A 20,944-nucleotide genomic window follows, 5' to 3' on the forward strand; every position below is an offset into this window, starting at 1 on the left:
TGCTCAGCCAGCCTTCCTTCTCCGCCCAATCAGCCGAAACGTCTTCTTGCGGACCGGCAGTCCCGACGGCATCGGCCGGAAGATGAAGCCGAGCCGGGCAAAGACCAGCCCGCAGGCAAGCGCGAAACCGCAGCCAAGGCCGAAGCCGGCGACGGTGTCGCTGGGATAGTGCGCGCCGACGAAAATCCGTGTCGAGGCGATGCAGGCGGTGATCGCCAGGGCGATGTACCAGCGCCGCGGAAACAACAGCAAAGCGACCCCGAACACCGCGCCCATTGTCGTACCATGGCCGGATGGAAAGCCGGCGAAGCGCGCATCGAACGCGAAGGGGTGCAGGGTCAGCACGCCAAAGTCCTCGTAATAGAGCGGGCGAGCCCGGCCAATGGCATATTTCAGCACATTGACGGCGATCCCCGACAGGCCGGTGGCGCACAGCACCAGAAAAGCCAGGCAGGTCCAGTTGTAGAGCAGCATCAGCGAGCGCCGGGAGAGGCTTCGCCAATCCGTCAGGTTCGCGGCGACAAGCAGAAGCACTGAGGGAATGAGATACCAGCCACCCAGGCCGAACTGGGTGAAAAAGTCGGCAGTCCGGGCAAATCCCGCCGACCACTTGCCGTGAAGCATTCCGGCCGGGGTGTCGAGACGAACAAACGCAACCGCCGTCAGCAAAATCCAGACCAGCACCCAGACCGACCACAAAACGTTCGGGTATCTGGCCGGACGGGTGGCAAGGCGGCTTTTGGCGATCTGCATCGTATCGCGAAAATTGTCGAGCGACCGGCGCCCTACCCCAAGGAGCAGGCTCGAAACGGGCGGGCGTGATTTCACTAGCATAGGAAATTCGACCCCATTGTTGCCGTCATGGGCATCGGCGAGCCGTCACTGGGTTACACGATAGAGGCCGAGCGACAGCTTGTCTCCCGATGAATAGTTGAGGCCGTCGACCTCGGCAACGCGGTTCGCCGACTTGCCTTGCGCCGCCAGCAACCCATTCAGTTTCTGCTCGTCGCCGACCTGCGCCAGCGCCAGGGCGCAGGCAGGATCGCCGAGCAGATGCTTGGCGACGCCATCGACATCGGTCAGGACGGTCTTGGTGCCGACCAGGAACACCAGGCTCGGCTCGTGATATTCCGCCGAAGCGAGCACCGTGGTGTCGCAAGGCCTGTTGGCCTGGACTGCCGCCTCGATCGCCGGGCTCAGCCAGATCGGTTTCAGCGAAGGCGCGATGACGCCGAACAACAGTCCATAGGTGATGCCGGCGCAGACCGCGATGGCGCCGATGCGGGAGAGCGGCACTTGCAGTTGTCGGGAAAAAGCAAAATATCCCGCCGCCAGCGCCGCCGCGGCGGCCGGGATGCTCCACCAGGAGAAGGCGCCGGTGAGATAGATCGGCGCTCCGACGCAGACCACCGCCAGGCCAAGGCTGACCACGGCAAGACCGAATGCGGTCGACCACCACAACCAGTCCTGCCAGCGCCTGAGCGGCGCATTCGCCTCCTGGGGCGGCAAGGTCAACAGCCAACCGATCAGCAGCGCCATGCCGGGATAGGCCGGCAGGACATAGTGCGGCAGCTTGGTCGGGATCAGTTCGAACACCAGCCAGAACGGAATGTACCAGGCGAGGCAGAAACGCAGCCGCGGATCGTCGCGCAACCGGTTGAGGGCCTGCAGCCCGGCGCCAACCGCGATCAGACCGAACGGCCACATGAACAAGGAATAGGTCAGCATGTAGAAGCCCGGCGGCAGGCCGTGCGATTCCTCGCCCGAGGCGACCTTGGCCATCATGTCCTTGCCGACGGCATCACTGAGGAAGGCGCCGCCGCTCTTCCAGGTGATGAGGGCGACCCAGGGCAGCACGATGAACAGCACCAGGGCGACACCGCGCACGAGCTTCAGCTTCAGGAGCCAGCGCCAGTCGCGCTCGAAGGCAAACAGGGCGGCGACCGTCAGCACCGACAGGAGCGGAGCCACCGGCCCCTTGATAAGGATTCCAAGGCCTTGAGCGGCCCAGAATATCCACGGCAGATGGGCGGCTACCGGTTCGTTGCGGCGCGATGCCAGATAGATCTGGGCGAGCGCGCCTTGAGCCGCCACGCAGCAGGCCAGCAGCATGGCGTCGGTCTTGGCGTCACGACCCTCGAAGGCGGTGGCGAAGATGGCCGCCATCATCAGGCCGGCGGCGAGACCGGCATTGGCCCCGAACAGCTTGGTGCCTGTCCAGGCAATGCCGACGACGGCCAAGGCAATGCCAAGCATGGAGACGAGGCGGTAGACCCAGATCGGCGCCGCCGCCCCCTCGCCGCTCAGCGCCACGGCCGCCGATTGCAGCCAGTAGATGCCGATCGGCTTCTTGTAGCGCGAGGCATCCTGAAAACGGATGTCGACATAGTCGGAGGTTTCGACCATCTGCTTGGTGGCTTGGACAAAACGGGATTCGTCGCGGTCGACGGGTGGAAGGCTCGCCAGTCCGCTGAACGTCATCAGCACGCTGAACAGAAAGAGAAAAAGATAGTTCCTGTTCATCGCGGAGCTTTCCGGATCTGATCTGCGGGATGGCCCCGTCGCGGCGCCTCAGGCCCTGCCCCTGCGCGGCGCCTCAATACGCCAGCCCAAACGACGAAGCAAGGATTCGCAAACGCTATCCGCGCGGGCTGCAAAACAGGATTCCACTTTGCCATTCGCTGGACCTTTGTCTGGCGCGCGATCAGACGCAAAACCGGAAACCACTTTTGCTGATCGCGCTTGGATGCTAAACGCCCGCGTTCATATACGTCCGAGCCACGCTGGCCGGGCGCTTTCGGGAAAGAAACAATGTCCGCCTTCAAATCTGATTTCCTGCGCACGATGAGCGAGCGCGGTTTCATCCACCAGACTTCGGATGATGCCGGCCTCGACAATCTCTTCGCCAAGGAGACGGTGACCGCCTATATCGGCTTCGACGCCACCGCCAAGAGCCTGCACGCCGGTTCGCTGATCCAGATCATGATGCTGCACTGGCTGCAGCAGACGGGTCACCGGCCGATCGCGCTGATGGGCGGCGGCACCTCGATGATCGGCGACCCGTCCTTCAAGGACGAGGCGCGCAAGCTGCTGACCCCGCAGGACATCGAGGACAATCTGGCCGGCATCCGCCGCAACTTCATGCCCTACCTCAAATTCGGCAGCGGTCCCAACGACGCCATCATGGTCAACAACGCCGATTGGCTGATGGAGATCAACTACGTCAATTTCCTGCGCGATGTCGGCCGTCACTTTTCCGTCAACCGCATGCTGGCGTTCGATTCCGTCAAGCTGCGGCTCGATCGCGAGCAGTCGCTATCGTTCCTCGAATTCAACTACATGATCCTGCAGGCCTATGATTTCGTCGAGCTCTACAAGCGTCTCGGCTGCCGCCTGCAGATGGGCGGCTCCGATCAATGGGGCAACATCATCAACGGCATCGATCTGGGTCGCCGCATGGAGGACGCACAGCTTTATGCGCTGACCACGCCGCTGCTCACCACCTCGTCGGGCGCCAAGATGGGCAAATCGGCGTCGGGCGCGGTCTGGCTCGACGCGGATATGCTGAGCCCCTACGAATTCTGGCAGTACTGGCGCAACACCGAGGATGCCGACGTTGCCCGCTTCCTGAAACTCTACACGACGCTGCCGCTGAACGAGGTCGCACGGCTCGGGCAACTCGGCGGATCCGAGATCAATGAGGCCAAGAAGATCCTCGCCACGGAGATAACCGCCCTGCTGCACGGCCGCGCGGCCGCCGAGCAAGCCAGCGATACGGCGCGCAAGACGTTCGAGGAAGGCGCGCTCGCGGAGTCGCTGCCGACTGTCGAGGTCGACAAGACAGCGCTTGAAACCGGCGTCGGTATCCTGTCGCTGCTGGTCACCGCCGGACTGGCGGCATCGAACGGCGAAGCACGGCGGCATGTGCAGGGCGGCGCCGTGCGCCTGAACGACGAGCCGGTGAGCGACGAGCGCCGGCTGGTGACTCTTCCGGATTTGAGTCCGGAAAACGTCGTAAAGCTTTCTCTGGGAAAGAAAAAACACATTCTGGTACGGCCGATCTGAACTCGATCACCGATACTCAAAAATCGACCTGAATATTCCGGGCGCTATCACCGACAGCGGATTGATGTCCAGCAGCGGCTTGTTGGCATTGCCCTTGAGCCGGTAGGTGACCCCGATCAGGCCACGGTCGCGGCCATTGCCGAGCAGCGCGCCGACGATGGGCAATTCGCCGAAGATGCGATTGAGGCCATAGACCGGCATGAACGTGCCGGTCATGTCCATGTTGTTGTCCTGATCGTAGAGCGTGCCCTGGAACGTCGTGCCGATGCGCGGGCCGCGCAGCACGCCATTGGCCAGTTTCAGATAGCCGCTGCCCTTGTCGATCTCGGCGTAACCGCGTTCGAACTTCACCCGCGACGTATCCAGCTTGCCCTTGACCGCCTGATTGAGGCTGCGGTTGTCGCCGGCTGGCGTGGTCGAGACGATGGAGGCGAGTTTCGGTTCGTTGACGACGAAAAAGTTGCTGGTGTCGACCTTGCCCTTGAGCGATCCGTCGCTCGGCCCGGCCAGTGCGAGCGTGATCGCGCCTCCTTCCATATGCTCGTAGATGTTGAGGAATCTCAGGATGGCGCCGGCGTCCGCGGACTGCATGTTGAGCGTGCGCCGGCCGGCGCCGGTGGTGTTGCTGATCGATATGGCCGCGCCTGAACTGGCCGTGGCGCTGACCTTCAGCCCGTTCACCCGTGAGCCGGCCGCGCTGTAGTCGAGCTTCAGATTGGACAGTTGCTCGTCGTGGAAACCGGTCAGCCGGTCGACATCGGCGCTGACGGAAATGGCGTCGGAACCGGTGGTCTTGGTAGCCGTGTCGACGTCGGAGGTGAACTGCTTGATGAGCGAGCGGGCATCGAGCGCGTTGCCCGATATGTCGACCGCATAGCCCTTGCCGGATCGCTTCACCGACACGGCAACGTCGTCGCCCCTGTTCAAGGTGACCTTGCTGAACCGCGCCGACGACAAGGCGCCATTGACCAGCACGATGCTGCCGTCGACCGAGAACGTCTTTCCGTCGAGGTCGAAATCAGACAGCGTCATGGTGTCGCCGGACCTGGTCATGACGAAGGTGACATTGGCGGGGACCCCTGCCCCCTTGCTCCAGCCTGCCCAGGGAATGTCCAGCCTGGCGTTGGTCAGATCGGCCGAGACGTTCTGGTCGCCGCTGCCGTTCTTGTCGATCGCCACCTTCACCGTTCCGGCAAGCAGCGGCTTCAGGCCGGGCATGGCGGCGGCGCGGATCTTGTCGTCGAGCACCAAGGCCACCTTGCGGCTGCGCGCCGGCCCGTCATCCCTGAGCGGCTCTATCAGATCGAGTTCGGCCGGAATGCCGTTCAGCAACGCCTTGGCGGAGATCACCGCCTTCTCGGGATCGACCGTGATCGAACCGTCGGCATCCGTCACGGTCTGGCCCTCGAAGGGCTTGGCCAAGGACATGCCGCTGTAGTCGAGCGACACCAGCCAATCGAGCTTCGAGGAGTCGACGCCGGACTGCAGCGGAATATCCGCCTTGACGTGGCCGGTGACGCTGCCCGACAGGTCCTCCGGCAGAATGCCGACATGGCGCATGGCGTTGATCGGCTCGTAGGATGCGAGTTCGGCAACGGCGGATGCGTCGCCGTCGACATCGATGTCGAGCGCGCCGACGACCGGCGGGCGGTTGGCCGCCTGGACCGTCAGCGTGCCGTTGCTAGCCGCCACGGTACGCCCGCTGGGCATGTAGACGGTGCCCGAGGACAGGGAGATATCGACATCGTTGCCGTGGAAACCGACGACGCCGACCGCGTCGCGTATCGGCGGGATGCGGCCGGCGGTGTCGAATCGCGATCCCTCGATCTGGAAGCGGCCGAACACCTCATCGGCCGAAAGCGGCACGCCGTTGCCGAGGCGGCCCGGCACCACCTGGAACTGAAGGTTGGCGTCGACGACACGGCCGCCGAACAGATTGGCCAGCACCCACAGCCGGGCATTGCGCGCCGAAAACCACGGCCATAGCTGCTTGACGTGAGAGACCTGCATGTCGTGGATGTTGAACGCCAGATTGATCCCCGGCACCTTGCCGTCGACAAACGCCACGGCGGCGGTGCCAAGCATCTCGCCGGAGCCGGCGGACCGAAGCGCGATCTGCTCGGCGACCAGTTTGTGGCTCACCGTATTGTAGACACCGGCAATCCGGGCGAGGAAGGTGAGCGCCGGCTCGGGCGACTCCGAAGGCGCAAGCGACGATCCGTCGCTGGTCAGGTCGTAGCGATAGGAGGGTTCTTCACCCACCGCTCCGCTTGCCGGCTTCGGCCCGATCGAACCGGCGAAATCGAATGTCGAGCGGCCGGTCTTCAGCAGCAATCTGTCGACTTGGACCTTGTTGCTGCCCGCAACCAGCGTCGCATTGATATCGACGTCCGCCGGCAGCAGTCCTCGTGTGCCGAGATCGAGGACAGAACCCGTCGATGACAAAGCGGCCGTCAGCCGCGATGCGTTCACGCCGAACCCTTCCGATCCCGTCAGCTTCAGCGCGACTGTTCCCAACTTGCCGGCAGCGGCCGCCGCGTCGCCGGTGTCGGCCAGATCGATGCTCGCATCCAGCGCCGTGACCCGGTGCGCCGCGATATCGCGGGTGGCGGTCGCGGCAACGGTAAGCGTCCTGCCGTCGATGTCAGCCTTCGAGGAAAACTGCATGCCGCCCGGGCCCGACTGCACGACGGTGGCGTCGGTGATCTTGACGAGCTTGACCGCTCCGGTTTCGGGCAGCACGAATTCGACATTGCGAAGATCGATCCGGCGCAGCGAATCCTCCCGCACGGCATCGAGTGCGTGGTTGATGTTTCCGAACACCGCGGCCGACAGCTTCTCCGGATCGATGAGGCCGTCCGCATTGCGCAGGCCGGCGGTCCAGTCGCCGCCTGACGGCATCGCCGCGACGACGATGCGGGCATCCGAGATCCTGGCGCTGGTCAGCCGCACATCTCCCCACAGCAGCGGGAACAGACGCACGCCGAAGCGCACGCGGCCGGCATCGGCCATCGGCTTGCCGTCCGATGTCTTCAAGCTGACGTCGCTGACCTGAAGCGCGATGAAACTCGAACCGTCGAGCGTGATGCGGGCAGGCCCGACCGCGACATCGACATCGACGCCCGCCAGTTTCTCAAGCGCCGTTTCCGCCTCGGTGCGAAGCCGGTCGGCTCCGATGCCGGAGGCGCCAACGAGGTAAACGAGCACGGCGGCCAGCAGCACGAAAGCGACCAGACCGGCGAACAGCCGCGACAGGATACGAAAACCGCGTCCGATCGACGCCTGACCAAGCGGCGGCACACGGCAGGCGGACGGAAAGGTCCCCAGGTCGGTGATCTCATCACGCCTGAACCGGATCTTCTCGTGCTGCGGTCGCTCCTGATCCACGCAATTTTCCGTTGTACGAACTCGATCGTGGACGAATCCCCGTCCGACACTATATCGGTGTGGCTTCGCGCGTAACCTCAAACAAGGGCATCGGTATGGCTGACCTCGACGTAGGCGATCTCGCGCCGCAATTCGACCTGCCGCGAGACGGCGGCGGATCGGTCAGCCTTGCCGCATCGCTGGGCAAGCCCATCGTGCTCTATTTCTATCCGCAGGACGACACAACAAGCTGCACGCAGGAGGCGATCAGCTTCTCGCAGCTGAAGCCGGACTTCGAGAGGGCCGGCGCCGTGGTGATCGGCCTGTCGCCCGACCCCGTCAAGAAGCACGACAAGTTCAAGTCGAAATACAATCTCACCATCGACCTCGCCTCCGACGAGGAGCGCAAGGTGATCGAGGCCTACCATCTGTGGGTCGAGAAATCGATGTATGGCCGCAAATACATGGGCGTCGAGCGCGCGACATTCCTGATCGGCCGCGACGGGCGGATCGCCAGGATTTGGCGCAAGGTCCGCGTCAAGGGCCATGCGGAAGAGGTGCTCGAGGCCGTTCGAGCGCTTTGAGGTGCCGGCGGAGGCCGGCCCGGCTTCCCTTACAACCCTGCGCACGCCTGGCGGGCAATCGCTGCGGGCAAGCTATCGCTGCAAGCCTTTGTTAACCTTAATAATGTGTAGTCAAGCTGTCGTGGTGTCGTAAACGAAAGCTTGGTCCCGTGAACGCAACCGGTCAGTCCGCAGTATTCGGCAGGCGTAAGGAGCCCCATACGGTCATCATCGCCCGGGGCAACGAGATCAGGCATTTTACGATCCGACCGTGGCTGGCAGCCTTTATCGGCTCGGCGCTGGCCGCCATTGCCATCGGCTACCTCATGGCCACCTCCTATCTCGTGCTGCGCGACGATTTGATCGGCGCCACCACGGCGCGTCAGGCGCGCATGCAGCAAGCCTATGAAGATCGCATTTCGGCGCTTCGCGCCCAGGTCGACCGCATCACCAGCCGGCAGTTGCTCGACCAGCAGCTGATGGAAACCAAGGTCAGCGAACTGCTTGAACGCCAGAGCCAGCTGAGCCAGCGTCACGGCCGCCTTGGCCCGCTGCTCGAACGCGCCGAGAGCGAAGTCGGCGCAGCGCCGGCCGAAGATCCGGCAGCGGTTACGAAGCCGGACAAACGCGCCGAAGTGACCGGCAGCATCCAGGAGCCTGCGCGGAATTATGCGGTCGCCAGCCTGAGCGCCGATCTCGGCGCCGGCGACACAAGGCCGTTCTCGCTGTGGTCGACCCGCTCCGATCCGCTGCCCAACGATTCAGCCGCCGATCGTGCCGACAAGCTCTTCGTCTCGATCAACCAATCGCTGAGATCCATCGAGAGCGATCAACTGACCCGCATCAGCACGCTTGCCGACAATGCCTACAAGAGCGCCGATGCCATTACCCAGGCGCTCGAGGCGGCCGGACTGCCCGTCGACAGCGACTTCGGCAAGGGCGACAGCGATGTCGGCGGACCGCTGATCCCGGTCGACAGTTCGATGATGTTCGACAGCAAGGTCAAGGAGTTGGACGAAGCGCTTGATGCCCTCGACCATCTCAAGAAGGAAGCGCGCCAGCTGCCGCTGACCAACCCCGCACCGGGCCGCTCCGTCACCAGCCCGTTCGGCGTGCGCACCGACCCCATCCTCGGCACCGCGGCACTGCATTCCGGCATGGATTTCAGGGCGCCGATCGGCATGGCCGCCAAGGTCACCGCGCCCGGCACCGTCACCAAGGCCGGCTGGAACGGCGGCTATGGCCGCATGGTGGAAGTCGACCACGGCAATGGTTTTGCGACACGTTACGGGCATCTCAGCGAGATCGACGTGACCGTCGGTGAGAAACTGGACGCCGGCGCCGTCATCGGCAAGACCGGCAGCAGCGGCCGCTCGACGGGCCCGCATCTGCACTACGAAGTCCGCCACAATGGCGAAGCGATCGATCCCTTGCGCTTCCTCACGGTCGGCAAGAAGGTCGCCCAGTATCTGTAAGCGATCCTGGGCTCCTGCCCCATGCGCCGATGACCATCATGATGGCTGACTAAGGCGCTTCCATCGACAGAAACGCCGTCGCTGCCGCAACCAGGGTGGCAGCGCCGACCTTCAACGCGGCCTCGTCGACACGAAACCGGGCGTGATGGAGCGGAAAGACCGATCCGATCTCCTCGTTGCGGATTCCAAGCCGAAAATAGACCGAAGGACGTTTCTCGCTGTAGTAGCCAAAGTCGTCCGCGATCGTCCATCCGGGCGTGTTGAGAACATTGTCGGCACCGATGCAGGACTTGGCGCTGGCGGCAATCAGCTCAGTCATCTCGACATCGTTGACGACACCCGGTTCGCCCTTGCGGATGTCGACCTCGACACGCGCGCCGTGGCTCGTCGCCATACCCTCGGCTATCGCACGAACGCGGTGCCAGGCCCGCTCGCGGGTTGCATCGCTGCCGCTGCGGATGGTGCCTTTCAACATGACCTTCCCGGCGGTGACATTGTAGGCGTTGCCACCATTGATGGCCGTTACGGAAATCACCAGCGGATCGTATGGGTCGATCTCGCGCGACACGATCTTCTGCAATTCGCTCACCAGGGAGCAGGCCACGGCCAACGCATCGACACCTTCATGCGGTTTTGCCGCGTGCGCGGCCGAGCCGATGACGGCCACATCGAACGTGTCGCAGGCCAGAGTGTAGGGACCGGAGCCGACGGCGATCTTGCCGGACTGCGTGTAGGGATCGACGTGGACGCAGATGGCGGCGTCGATATCGTCGAGAAGCCCCTCTTCCACCACCTGCTTGCCGCCCGACGGTTCGTCCTCCTCCGCCGGCTGGAAGATCAGGCGGACGGTGCCGCCAAAACTGTCCCGCGACTGGTGAAGATGCGCGGCCACCGCGAAAGCCATCGACGCATGGGCATCGTGACCGCAGGCATGCATCACGCCTGGATTCGTCGATGTATAATCGACGCCGGACTCCTCCTCGATCGGCAAGGCATCGATGTCGGCGCGAATGGCGATCTTTCGATTTGACGGCTTGCCGGTGCCGACAATATCGACGGCAAGGCCAAAGCCGGCGACGTCGCGAATGTCGGCAATTCCCTGATCCGCCAGCATCTGCCTGAGGTAACGCTGCGTGCCGGCCTCCTGGTTCGAGATCTCGGGATTGCGGTGCAGATGGCGGCGGACCTCGATCATCCGGTCGAGAATTCCGGCGGCGATATCGGTCGTCACGGTTTTCGCAACACCATCCGCCGTGGCAGAGCCCTCAGGATTTGACATGGATCTCTCGCGGGAACTTCGTCAGGGTCTCATTGCCGGTTTCGGTCACCAGGATGGTCTCGCTGATCTCGATGCCCCAGCCATCCATCCACATGCCGAGGATGGAATGCACGACGTTGCCCGGTTCAAGCACTGTCTTGTCGCCCGGCCTGAGGCTGATCGTGTGTTCGCCCCAATCCGGCGGATAGGCGACGCCGATGGAGTAGCCGATGCGCGATTCCTTCTTCAGTCCGTAGCGCTGGATGACCTTGCGCCAGGCGGCTTCGACCGCTTCGGCAGTCGTTCCCGGCCTGACCGCGTCGAGCACCGCGTCCATGCCCTCGATCACCGCTTTTGCCGTGTCGGAAACATTTGTCGGCGTCTTGCCAAGCTGCATGGTCCTGGCGAGGCCTGCGGCATAGCGGCGGCAGACCCCGGCAAGTTCCAGCGCAATCGTCTCGTTGTCTCCGAACCGCCTGTCGCTCCACATGATGTGCGGCGCCGAGGCATTCTCGCCACCGAGGATCGTCGGCGGAAGCGCGGTGATGTCGCCGGCAAAATCCGGACTGCCCGCGATCTGCGCCGCCTGGATGGCGGCGATGGCGTCGCATTCGCGAACACCCGGTGCGATCACCTCGAAGGCCCGCGCGACGGCCGCCTCGGCGAGCGTCGATGCCTTGCGCAAATAGGCGATCTCGGGCGGCGATTTGACCGCGCGGATCCAGTTCACCAGCAGGTCGGCATCGTGCCATTTTGCATTGGGAAGTCCGGCGACAAGCCGGGCGTGCGCCTTGGGGGAAAAATAATAGGCTTCGAGTTCGATGCCGATACGGCGGCTCCCCCAGCCCCTGGCAACGATCCAGCTCGCGATCCAGTCCATGGGATGACGATCGACGCGCTGGACATGGTCTTCCGGAAAGCCGACCACGTTTTCCGGTTTCATCCAGGCGGTCAGAAGACCGCCGGCCGCATCCATGGCGCGCCCGATCCAGACCGGCTCGACCTCCTCGATTGGAACCAGCACCACCTGCGGCGTGTAGAACGACCAGCCGTCATAGCCGGTGATGTAATGCTGGTTGGCAACGTCGTTGACGACAAGGAGCTCAAGACCGCGCTTGGCCATCTCGGTGCGGATCTTGCGAAGCCGCTGTTGGTACTCGTCGCGGGCAAACGGCAATTCGATCATCTTTGCTCCATGCTTTGTCAGATCAACGGTCGCGGGTTTCGTTCACCATTGAAGACGTTTCACCATGGCGGCAATCGGCCAGGACGACGCGTGGGCAGGTCCTGAACCGAATACGCCCTCCCGGGCCTTCCCCGCGGAAGAGCCTCGCCGCGAATTTATTTTTGAATTCCATTTGACTGAATAAATAAGCAATGCGAAGCTGCTCTCTCCTAAGGGGCGCAAGGCATGGCACTGCGGGGGACCAATCAGGAATTCGGGCGGCCGTACAACCGGCGCATCGTGCTTGAGTCCATCCGCCTTCACGGCCCGATTGCGCGCGGCGAGATCGCCCGGCGCGTCGGCCTCACCGTCCAGACCGTATCGACCATCGTTCGCGAACTGGAAGATCAGGACTATATCCTGTCGCTGCGCGAAGAGCCGAAGGGACGCGGCCTGCCGCCGGCGACGTTGCGGATCAACCCCGAGGGCGGCTATGCCGTCGGCATCCACATCACTCCGCTTGGTATCAGCGCCGCCCTGATCAATCTGAGCGGCGACGTGATCGAGAGCACCTACCGCGAGGCGCCGAACGCGGCGCCGGACCACGCCTTCGAGCTGATCGGGGCGATGGTGGTGGAATTGACCAGGCTGCGGGCTGGCGGACGGGTGCTGGGCGTCGGCATGGCCCTGCCCGGCCCATTCGACGTGGAGTCCATGAGTTTCGTGGGGCCAACCACCATGACCGGCTGGAAGGATGTGACGCTGCGCGAACGGCTGGCGGCCTCCACCGGATTGCCGGCCTTCTTTGAAACCGATATGGCTGCGGCCGCCATGGGCGAGCGCCTCTACGGCCTCGGCGCCCAGTTTTCCGAATATTACTATCTCTATTTCGGCGTCGGCCTTGGCGGCGTCATGGTTCATGACGGCAGCGCCTTGCGCGGCGCCTGGGGAAATGCCGGCGAGATCGGACACATTCCCGTCGTTCCCGGCGGCGAGGCTTGCCCGTGCGGCAACAGCGGCTGTCTCGAAAGATACCTCTCGCTCGAGGCGCTCCGGCGCTGGAACGGCAGCGAGGCCGACTGGGTGGCTGAAGTCGGCCCGATCTTCCACAATGCCGTCGCCATCATCGAGAACCTGTTCGACCCCGAGACGGTCATCCTCGGCGGGCTGGCCTCCACCGATCTGCTCGAACGGCTGGCTGGTTCGGCCGGAGGCCTGCACAACTCCGTTTCGGCACGAAAGGACCGCACGACGCCCAGGGTTGTGGTTGCGCGCGGCGGACAGCATTCCGTGCTGCGCGGCGCCGCCGCCCTTGCGGTTTCCGGGGTTCTGTCACCTCGCTTCGGGCAGATGTTCGCGGCCGAACGCGAACGCGAGCGCGACCTTCTCAAGGCCAGGGAGATTGCGGCATGAACGAACCCCTGCTGGTGCTCGACAACGTCACCAAGAACTATGGCGCGATCGAAGCGCTCAAGGGGATCAGCTTCTCGATCGGCAAGGGCGAGGTCGTGGCGCTGCTGGGCGACAACGGCGCCGGCAAATCGACACTGGTGAAGATCATATCGGGCGGACTGGAGCCGACATCGGGCCGCATGCTGTTCGAGGGCAAGGAATTCCTTGCCAAATCACCGGCCGAGGCCAAGGCGGCCGGCATCGAGACCGTCTACCAGGATCTCTCGCTGTGCACCAATGTCGACGTGGTCGCCAATTTCTTCATGGGCCGTGAGATCACACGCAAGTTTCTCGGCATTCCCGTGCTCGACGAGCGCGCCATGGAAGCCGTCGTCGGAAATGCGCTGGCCAATGCCGGCACCCGCATTCCCTCGCTGCGGGCCAATGTCGAGCATCTCTCGGGCGGCCAGCGGCAAGCCATCGAGCTCAACCGCTTCGTGCACTGGGGCGGCAAGCTGGTGCTGCTCGACGAACCGTTCGCCGCCCTCGGTGTCGAACAGACGCGGCGCGGTCTCGACATGATCCGCCAGGTGGCGAACCAGGGCATCGGCGTCGTCATCATCACCCATATCATGCAGCAGGCCTTTCAGGTCGCCGACCGGATCGTGGTGATCCGCCAGGGCGTCGTGGCCGGCGATGTCGCGCGCAATAAAACAAGTCCCGATGCGGTGATCAACATGATCACCGGTGAAACGCTTGCCGGTGCCGGACCGACAGGCTGAGGGACAAAAGAGGGGTCCGGCGTAAAAGAGGAGCGAACGACATGAAGCGAATACTTCTTGCTGTCTTCGGTATCCTTGCATTGGCCTTTGCCACGCTCACGCCGGCATTCGCCCAGTCCAAGGGTATCGTCTACTATATGGTGCCGACCCTGCTGGATGAGTTCCAGACCGGCTCGGTGAGCGCGCTGGAACTGTTCCTGAAGCAGACCGGCTACGAGATGAAGACGCTGAACGCCGACAACAAGACCGACGCCCAGCAATCGCAGATGAACGATGTCATCGCGCTGAAGCCGGCGGCCATCATCCTGGCGGCGGTCGACTTCAATGCCCTGAAACCGTCGATCGAGGCAGCCCGCGCCGCCGGCATCCCGGTGGTCGAGTTCGACCGCCAGATCACCTCGACGCCATCCGACTTCACCTCGGTCGCCGGAACGGTCGAGATCGGCTACGTCGCCGCCGACCAGGCCGAGAAGCTGCTGAAAGCCAAGAACGGCTCGGTGAAAGGCAAGGTTCTGCAGGTGCTCGGAGATCCCGGCGATCCCTACACGCTCGACATCCAGAAGGGCTTTGAAGAGAAGATGAAGGCGTTTCCGGACGTCAAGATCATCTCGCTTCCGGCCATGCAATGGGAAGCCAGCAATGCCGGCACAATCGTTGCCGACCAGATGCTGGCGAACCCGGACATCGACCTGATCTTCAGCCATGCCGCGCACCTTTCGGTCGCCGCCGTCGCCTCGCTCGAGGCCGCCGGCAAAAAGCCGGGCGACGTCATGCTGATGAGCTCGAACGGCGCTCCGGTCGGCCTCGACCTGATCCGCAAGGGTTGGCTCAACGCCGAAATCGAGCAACCGCTCTACGCGCAGGCCGCGGCTGTCGCCATGTTCATGGACAAGATCGTCAAGAAGGAAGAGATCAAGCCCGGCGAATACGACGTGCTCGGCCTGAAATCGACCGTGACCAAGGAAGCCTGGGGCCCGAACATCAAGATCCCCGGCGCCGCCATCACCAAGGAAAACGTCGACAATCCGGCCTTCTGGGGCAACCAGAAGCCGCCGACGGACACCGTCAAGTCGGTCGAATAGTCCTTGAAAGCGCTCCGGGCCATAGCGGCCCGGAGCCTGCCCTTTCACAACGCCGCGTCCGAAAGGATGCCGTGGCGAATTTGAATCCGCGCCTGAGCCCGACGAAATCGAGTTGATTTCGCGGGGGCGCCAACCGGATCAGCCCATGGACCCGCGCACACGCAAAGCCCTGGAGTTCGTACTCGACAACCTCGTCTGGTTCATGCTGCTGTTCGTGCTGGTGGTCTTCTCCATCTTCGTCCCGAACTATTTCCAGCTCGGCATCTTCGCCAACATCATCGAGGCGTCGAGCGTGCTCGGCGTCATGTCGATCGGCCTGGCGCTGGTGATCATCGCCGGCCACATGGATCTGTCGGTCGAGTCCGTGGCAGCACTCAGCGCCATGGCGGTCGGCATCCTGTTTTGCTCGTCGGGCATCGGAATGGGCGTGCAGCTGCATCCGGAGTGGCTGATGGTTCCGGTTTCGCTGCTCGTTGCGCTGGCCGTCGGCGGCCTTATCGGTGCCTTCAACGGCTATCTGGTGGTCAAGGTCAAGATGAGCGCCTTCATCATCACGCTGGCGTCCTACATCTGGGTGCGTGGCCTGGTGTTGGTGATTTCGGGCGGCCGCTCGGCGCAGGACCTGGCGCCGGCCATCCGTTGGTTCGGCATCCAGCGCCTTGTCGGCTTGCCGCTCACCGCCTGGATCGCGGTCTCTTGCTTCGTCGTCTTTTCTCTGATTATGGCCAAGACGCCGTTCGGCCGGCATCTCGTCATGATCGGTGGCAACGAGACGGCAACTTTTCGCGCCGGCATCCGGGTGAACCGCAATCTCATCATCGCCTTCGTGCTAGCCGGCGCCATTGCCGGCCTCGCCGGCTGGCTGCTGGCCATCCGCACCTCGGGCGCCACCGCCAATCTCGGCGTCGGCCTTTTGTTCAACGCCTTCGCTGCCGTCGTCATCGGCGGCGTCAGCCTGAAAGGCGGCGTCGGCACCCTGCCTGGCGTCTATGCCGGCGTGCTTTTGCTCTCGGCCATCAACACGGCGATCAATTTGATGGGCCTGCCGGCCAATTTCACCCAGGTTATCCATGGCCTGCTGGTGCTGGCCGCGGTGCTGCTCGACGCCTTCAAGCAAACCATTCGCCAAAGACTCGCATGACAGGACGGCTCGCATGATAGGACGGCTAAAGGACAAGGTGGCGCTCATCGTCGGCGCCGCCCGCGGCATCGGCAAGGGCATCGCGCTCCGCTTTGCCGAAGAGGGTGCGCGGCTGGTGCTGGCCGACACCGAGGTCGAGGCCGGGCAAGCGACCGCTGACGAGTTGGGCGTCCCCTTCATCCGCACCGACATCTCGCAAATGAGCGACGCCGAGGCCGCCGTGGCGCTGGCGCTGAAGCAGCATGGCCGCCTCGACATCATCGTGCAGAATGCCGGCATCTATCCCTGGCAATTGATCGAGAACACCAGCGCCGACGACTGGGACCGTGTCATGGCGGTCAATCTGCGCGGCACCTTCAATGCAGCTCGCGCGGCACTGGTGCCGATGAAGGCGCAGCGCTTTGGCCGTATGCTGTTCACCTCCTCCATCACCGGCCCACACGTCACCAGCCCGGGCCACGGCCACTATTCGGCCAGCAAGGCCGGCATCAACGGCTTCATCCGCTCCGCGGCGCTCGAATTCTCCGGCTATGGCATCACCGTCAACGGTGTCGAACCCGGCAACATCCTGACCGAAGCCATCGAGCTGCATCGTGGCCCGGCCTTCATCAAGAACATGGAGGACGCCATCCCGCTCGGCCGGCTCGGCAGCCCGCGCGACGTCGCCAATGCCTTCCTGTTTCTCGCCTCCGAAGATGCCAGCTACATCACCGGCACGACCATCATTGTCGATGGCGGCCAACTGCTGCCCGAAGGTAGCAATTTCCGGCTCGTACCGCCGTGATCCTCGACTTCGGCCACGGTTTTGTCCTGCGCCAGGCGACCGAGGCCGATCATCCCGCACTTGCAATGATCTGTCTCAAGACCGGCGATTCGGGCAAGGACGCCACCGCGCGCGAGGATGCACCGGAACTGCTGGGCCAGATCTACACCATCCCCTACCAGGTGCTGGAACCCGACCTCGCTTTCATCGTCGATGGGCCAACGGGCGCCGCGGGCTATCTGCTGGGTGCAAAAGACACAAAGGCTTTCAATGCCGGCCTGGCCGCAAAGTGGTATCCGCGCCTTCAGGCGCAGGTGACCGATCCCGGACCCGACCGCACACTCTGGAGCGGCAGCGACTGGGCTCGCCACCAGATCCATCATCGCGACTTCACCATTCCGCCGGCCCTGGCTGCCTACCCTTCGCACGGTCATATCGACCTGTTGCCGCAGGCGCGTGGAAGAGGCATCGGCCGGCGGGCGATGGCTTTTCTCGAGCAAAGGCTCGCCGCGCTCGGTTCACGCGGGCTTTGCCTCGAAGTGATGCCGGACAATCACAATGCGCTGCGCTTCTACAGGGCCATCGGGTTCGCGGTGTTGCAGGAGCCGGGATTGCCGGACCACAGCATCTATGTCGCCAAACGGCTGACAACCGCACCGCAGATCGTGTGAATGGTGGGCGATGACGGGCTCGAACCGCCGACATCTTCGGTGTAAACGAAGCGCTCTACCAACTGAGCTAATCGCCCGCTCCGGGCCGGACCTTTAAGCGGTCAGGGTCCGCTTCGCAAGGCCAAATGAGCGCAGGACGCCCTGGTCGGATGCCGGTTTTGCCAACAAAACGCCGGCTGTCAAAAAACCTTCTCCTGTTTGCTGTTATGCTGTCCTGTCACGCTTGACACCCGGTGGCGAACCCCTTATCCAGCGCCCCAACGACGAACACGGCTGACACGTGTTCGCCATGCGCGGGTGTAGCTCAGTTGGTTAGAGTGCCGGCCTGTCACGCCGGAGGTCGCGGGTTCGAGCCCCGTCACTCGCGCCATTTCTCTCAAGGGTATCAAGCCCTTGGCTTCGGAGAAATGTCGACATGATTGTCAAAAATATTGTCTTGCAAGAGACCTGAGGTCCAGGAGACCTGCGGTCACTCAGGTCCGTTCGGCCCATCCGACGTCTTGCCACGCAAGATCATTCCCTCGCCAGCAGCGCCTCGACCTCCCGAAGCGTCGGCATCGACGGCGCGGTCCCCGGTCGGGTCACCGAAATGCCAGCGACGGCGCAAGCGAAGCGCACCGCTTGCAGCGGCTCCACACCCCTGGAAAGTGCTGCGGCAAGCCCGCCATTGAAGGCATCGCCCGCCCCCGTGGTTTCGACCACCGGGCCGGCGCTGACGGCAGGAACATGGTCGGAGCGCTCCTTCGAGTGCAAGAGCGCGCCCTTGTCGCCGAGCGTGACGATGACCGTGCCGACCCCCTTTTCGAGCAGCTTGTCGGCAGCGGCACGCGCGTCGTCGACCGAGGACACCTTAATCCCGGTCAGTTCCTCCGTCTCGGTCTCGTTGGGCGTGAGGTAGTCGCACAGCGTGTAGATGCGGTCGGGAAGCTTTGCCGCGGGGGCCGGATTGAGGATCGTCGTCACCCCTGCCCCGCGCGCGATCTCAAGCGCCCGCATGGCTGCATCGATCGGCTGTTCGAGCTGGGTGACGAAGACGCCGGCACCGCTGATCAGCCCGGCATTGGCTTCGATATCGGCTGGAGAGATCAGCATGGCAGCACCGGGGCTGACGATGATGGCGTTGTTGCCGGTCGTCTCCTCGACGAAGATGTAGGCCGCGCCGGTGTAGCTTTCCGGCGTGTCGATGACGGCATTTTTGACGCCCGCCTGCGCCCAGGTCTGCCTGGCCATGTCGGCGAAGGGATCGACGCCGAGGCGGGTGAGGAAGGTGACGTCGGCGCCGAGCTTGCCGGCGGCAACCGCCTGGTTGGAACCCTTGCCGCCCGGCCCCAGCGTGAAGGATGTGCCGAGAATGGTTTCGCCCATGCGCGGCTGCCGCTGCGCCCTGTAGGCGGTGTCGGCGACGAACACACCCAATATGACGACAGGCTTCATGACGACCGGCTTGCCCGAAGCCATGCCGCTACTCCGCATCCGGCGGCACGACGCCCTTGCGGAAGGCGAAGCAGCCATAGAAGCGGCGCTCACCTGTCTGGATGACACAATAGGCCTGTTTGGCGCGTTCGTAGAACGCATAGCGCTCGACCGCGATCATCGGCCACGACTTGCCCTCGGCGTTGTCGACCTCCTTCTGCACTTCGCTTTGCACGGGCGGAACCTCGTCGGGCTTGCCGACGATTTCCATGCGCGCGGCCGAATCGTCGACGAATGTATCGAGCGGGTAGAGCGACAGCACCGCCTTGACCACTTGCGCCGCCGAGGCATCGATGCGCAGCACGCGGCCGAGCGCGGTCTGGCGCGCCACCGAATCGGACGGAAAATTGGTGTCGGCGATGATCAGATCATCGCCATGCCCCATTGCCCGCAATGCCTGCAGCACGTCGGCATTGAGCAGCGGGTTGATGCCTTTGAGCATGGTATTCCTCGTGAGTTGGGATCAGAGACGCTTGCCGGTCTCGGCGTCGAAAAGATGGATCTGGTCGAGCCTTGGCTTCAGCTTCAGCGTATCGCCCGGCTTGAAGTCGTGACGCTCGCGAAACAGCGCCACCATCTCGCCTTCGCCGAAGCGCAGGAACACCAGCGTTTCCGAGCCGGTCGGCTCGACCACCGAAATCTTCGCCGGCACGCCGTCGGGATGGATCTCGAGGTGCTCCGGTCGCACGCCATAGACGACCGCCTGACCGTCCTGTGCGGCATTGCCCGATGCGATCGGGAACAGCGTGCCCGCGATGTCGACAGCGGGCTTGTCGCCCTTGCGCATGACGCCCTTGAGCAGGTTCATCGACGGCGAGCCGATGAAGCCGGCGACAAACAGGTTGGCCGGGCGGTCGAACAGTTCCAGCGGCGCGCCGACCTGCTCGATGCGGCCGTCGCGCATGACGACGATCTTGTCGGCCATGGTCATGGCCTCGATCTGGTCGTGGGTGACGTAGATGGTGGTGGTCTTCAGCCGCTGGTGCAGTTCCTTGATCTCGGTGCGCATCTGCACGCGCAGCTTGGCGTCGAGATTGGACAGCGGCTCGTCGAACAGGAAGACCTGCGGATTGCGCACAATGGCGCGGCCCATGGCCACGCGCTGTCGCTGGCCGCCGGAAAGCTGGCGGGGATAGCGCTTCAGATAGGGATTGAGGTCGAGGATATCGGCGGCGCGCTTGACCCGCTCTGCGACCACGGCCGGATCGGTTTTCCGCAGCTTAAGCGCAAAGGCCATGTTCTGCTCGACCGTCTTGTGCGGATAGAGCGCATAGTTCTGGAACACCATGGCGATGTCGCGCTTGGCTGGCGGCAGATGATTGACGACGCGGTCGCCGATGGCAATCGTGCCGGCGGAGACGGTCTCCAGCCCGGCCACCATCCTGAGCAGCGTGGACTTGCCGCAACCCGAAGGGCCAACCAGCACCACGAACTGTCCGTCTGCGATATCGACGCTGACTTCGTGCAGAACCTTGACCGTTCCAAAGGCCTTGGCCACCTTGCTGATCGCGACTTGCGCCATGTCTCCCCCATCGGCTCCATTAGCCGTAGGCGCAGAAGCTAACCAACGCGACCTGCCAGGGCAAGTCGGTCCCTTATAGATAAAAACCCGCTCTCGTTGACACGGCGTCGGGTTGTGAGAATAGTGGCAGGCGCTGGTCAAAATGTCGGCACCCGATCCGCAATCGGAACCTCAATCGACGCAGGGTGGGGTCCTGCCTAATTCGTTTCCGAAACGGGAGCATCGT

17 protein-coding genes and 2 tRNA genes are annotated in these 20,944 nt (G+C 63.6%); 10 read left to right on the forward strand and 9 right to left on the reverse strand.

Going from position 1 to position 20,944, the window contains the following annotated elements:
• Nucleotides 1-3: 3 nt before the first annotated feature.
• Both MESCI2_RS0113140 and MESCI2_RS0113145 read right to left on the reverse strand, forming a co-directional pair.
• Nucleotides 4-753, reverse strand: a complete 750-nt coding sequence (locus MESCI2_RS0113140; RefSeq protein ID WP_245270324.1) for a phosphatase PAP2 family protein — start codon at nt 751-753, stop codon at nt 4-6.
• A 126-nt stretch (nt 754-879) separates the two neighbouring features.
• Nucleotides 880-2,523, reverse strand: coding sequence for an ArnT family glycosyltransferase (locus MESCI2_RS0113145; protein WP_027037006.1), 1,644 nt, complete (start codon nt 2,521-2,523; stop codon nt 880-882).
• Nucleotides 2,524-2,811: 288 nt separating this feature from the next.
• On the opposite strand from MESCI2_RS0113145, the gene tyrS reads away from it, so the two are divergent.
• Nucleotides 2,812-4,065: a tyrosine--tRNA ligase gene (gene tyrS, locus MESCI2_RS0113150; protein WP_027037007.1), complete on the forward strand. Its 1,254-nt coding sequence runs from the start codon at nt 2,812-2,814 to the stop codon at nt 4,063-4,065.
• 6 nt (nt 4,066-4,071) lie between these two features.
• Here the strand turns inward: tyrS and MESCI2_RS0113155 are convergent, their stop codons facing one another.
• Nucleotides 4,072-7,452 (reverse strand): DUF3971 domain-containing protein, encoded by a 3,381-nt coding sequence (locus MESCI2_RS0113155; protein ID WP_027037008.1) that lies wholly within the window; start codon nt 7,450-7,452, stop codon nt 4,072-4,074.
• A 95-nt stretch (nt 7,453-7,547) separates the two neighbouring features.
• Here MESCI2_RS0113155 and MESCI2_RS0113160 point away from each other — a divergent pair, with 95 nt between their 5' ends.
• Complete coding sequence (locus MESCI2_RS0113160; protein ID WP_027037009.1) at nt 7,548-8,015, forward strand: peroxiredoxin; 468 nt, start codon at nt 7,548-7,550, stop codon at nt 8,013-8,015.
• A 149-nt stretch (nt 8,016-8,164) separates the two neighbouring features.
• Nucleotides 8,165-9,469: a M23 family metallopeptidase gene (locus tag MESCI2_RS0113165; protein ID WP_027037010.1), complete on the forward strand. Its 1,305-nt coding sequence runs from the start codon at nt 8,165-8,167 to the stop codon at nt 9,467-9,469.
• Nucleotides 9,470-9,518: 49 nt separating this feature from the next.
• Here MESCI2_RS0113165 and MESCI2_RS0113170 read toward each other — a convergent pair whose 3' ends face one another.
• Both MESCI2_RS0113170 and MESCI2_RS0113175 read right to left on the reverse strand, forming a co-directional pair.
• Nucleotides 9,519-10,748, reverse strand: coding sequence for a M20 metallopeptidase family protein (locus MESCI2_RS0113170; protein ID WP_027037011.1), 1,230 nt, complete (start codon nt 10,746-10,748; stop codon nt 9,519-9,521).
• Nucleotides 10,735-11,913: a M24 family metallopeptidase gene (locus MESCI2_RS0113175; RefSeq protein ID WP_027037012.1), complete on the reverse strand. Its 1,179-nt coding sequence runs from the start codon at nt 11,911-11,913 to the stop codon at nt 10,735-10,737. Before MESCI2_RS0113175 ends, MESCI2_RS0113170 begins: the two co-directional genes overlap by 14 nt.
• A gap of 225 nt (nt 11,914-12,138) precedes the next feature.
• Between MESCI2_RS0113175 and MESCI2_RS0113180 the strand changes: the two genes are divergently transcribed.
• The 6 genes from MESCI2_RS0113180 (at nt 12,139) to MESCI2_RS0113205 (ending at nt 17,723) form a co-directional block, all read left to right on the forward strand.
• On the forward strand, nt 12,139-13,305 hold the full coding sequence (locus MESCI2_RS0113180) for an ROK family transcriptional regulator (protein WP_027037013.1): 1,167 nt from the start codon (nt 12,139-12,141) through the stop codon (nt 13,303-13,305).
• Complete coding sequence (locus MESCI2_RS0113185) at nt 13,302-14,066, forward strand: ATP-binding cassette domain-containing protein (protein ID WP_027037014.1); 765 nt, start codon at nt 13,302-13,304, stop codon at nt 14,064-14,066. The genes MESCI2_RS0113180 and MESCI2_RS0113185 overlap by 4 nt, the downstream gene beginning before the upstream one ends.
• A 41-nt stretch (nt 14,067-14,107) precedes the next feature.
• Nucleotides 14,108-15,148, forward strand: coding sequence for a sugar ABC transporter substrate-binding protein (locus tag MESCI2_RS0113190; RefSeq protein WP_027037015.1), 1,041 nt, complete (start codon nt 14,108-14,110; stop codon nt 15,146-15,148).
• Between the two features lie 145 nt (nt 15,149-15,293).
• On the forward strand, nt 15,294-16,289 hold the full coding sequence (locus MESCI2_RS0113195; RefSeq protein WP_027037016.1) for an ABC transporter permease: 996 nt from the start codon (nt 15,294-15,296) through the stop codon (nt 16,287-16,289).
• Nucleotides 16,290-16,302: 13 nt separating this feature from the next.
• Nucleotides 16,303-17,073 carry an SDR family NAD(P)-dependent oxidoreductase gene (locus MESCI2_RS0113200; RefSeq protein WP_027037017.1) on the forward strand — a complete coding sequence of 257 codons (771 nt, stop codon included), beginning with the start codon at nt 16,303-16,305 and terminating at the stop codon, nt 17,071-17,073.
• On the forward strand, nt 17,070-17,723 hold the full coding sequence (locus MESCI2_RS0113205) for a GNAT family N-acetyltransferase (RefSeq protein WP_027037018.1): 654 nt from the start codon (nt 17,070-17,072) through the stop codon (nt 17,721-17,723). The genes MESCI2_RS0113200 and MESCI2_RS0113205 overlap by 4 nt, the downstream gene beginning before the upstream one ends.
• A gap of 1 nt (nt 17,724) precedes the next feature.
• Here MESCI2_RS0113205 and MESCI2_RS0113210 read toward each other — a convergent pair.
• Nucleotides 17,725-17,800: transfer RNA gene (locus tag MESCI2_RS0113210), tRNA-Val, on the reverse strand.
• Between the two features lie 216 nt (nt 17,801-18,016).
• Between MESCI2_RS0113210 and MESCI2_RS0113215 the strand changes: the two genes are divergently transcribed.
• A tRNA-Asp gene (locus MESCI2_RS0113215) sits at nt 18,017-18,093 on the forward strand.
• 143 nt (nt 18,094-18,236) lie between these two features.
• On the opposite strand, the gene rbsK is transcribed toward MESCI2_RS0113215, so the two are convergent.
• The 3 genes from rbsK to MESCI2_RS0113230 are packed head-to-tail and all read right to left on the reverse strand — an operon-like array spanning nt 18,237 to nt 20,718.
• On the reverse strand, nt 18,237-19,181 hold the full coding sequence (gene rbsK, locus MESCI2_RS0113220; protein ID WP_027037019.1) for a ribokinase: 945 nt from the start codon (nt 19,179-19,181) through the stop codon (nt 18,237-18,239).
• A 4-nt stretch (nt 19,182-19,185) separates the two neighbouring features.
• Complete coding sequence (locus MESCI2_RS0113225; protein WP_027037020.1) at nt 19,186-19,638, reverse strand: RbsD/FucU family protein; 453 nt, start codon at nt 19,636-19,638, stop codon at nt 19,186-19,188.
• 21 nt (nt 19,639-19,659) lie between these two features.
• Nucleotides 19,660-20,718, reverse strand: coding sequence for an ABC transporter ATP-binding protein (locus MESCI2_RS0113230; RefSeq protein ID WP_027037021.1), 1,059 nt, complete (start codon nt 20,716-20,718; stop codon nt 19,660-19,662).
• Nucleotides 20,719-20,944 lie beyond the last annotated feature (226 nt).

Origin of the sequence: Mesorhizobium ciceri WSM4083 (genome assembly GCF_000519305.1) — a bacterium.
Classification (GTDB): Bacteria; Pseudomonadota; Alphaproteobacteria; order Rhizobiales; family Rhizobiaceae; genus Mesorhizobium; species Mesorhizobium ciceri_B.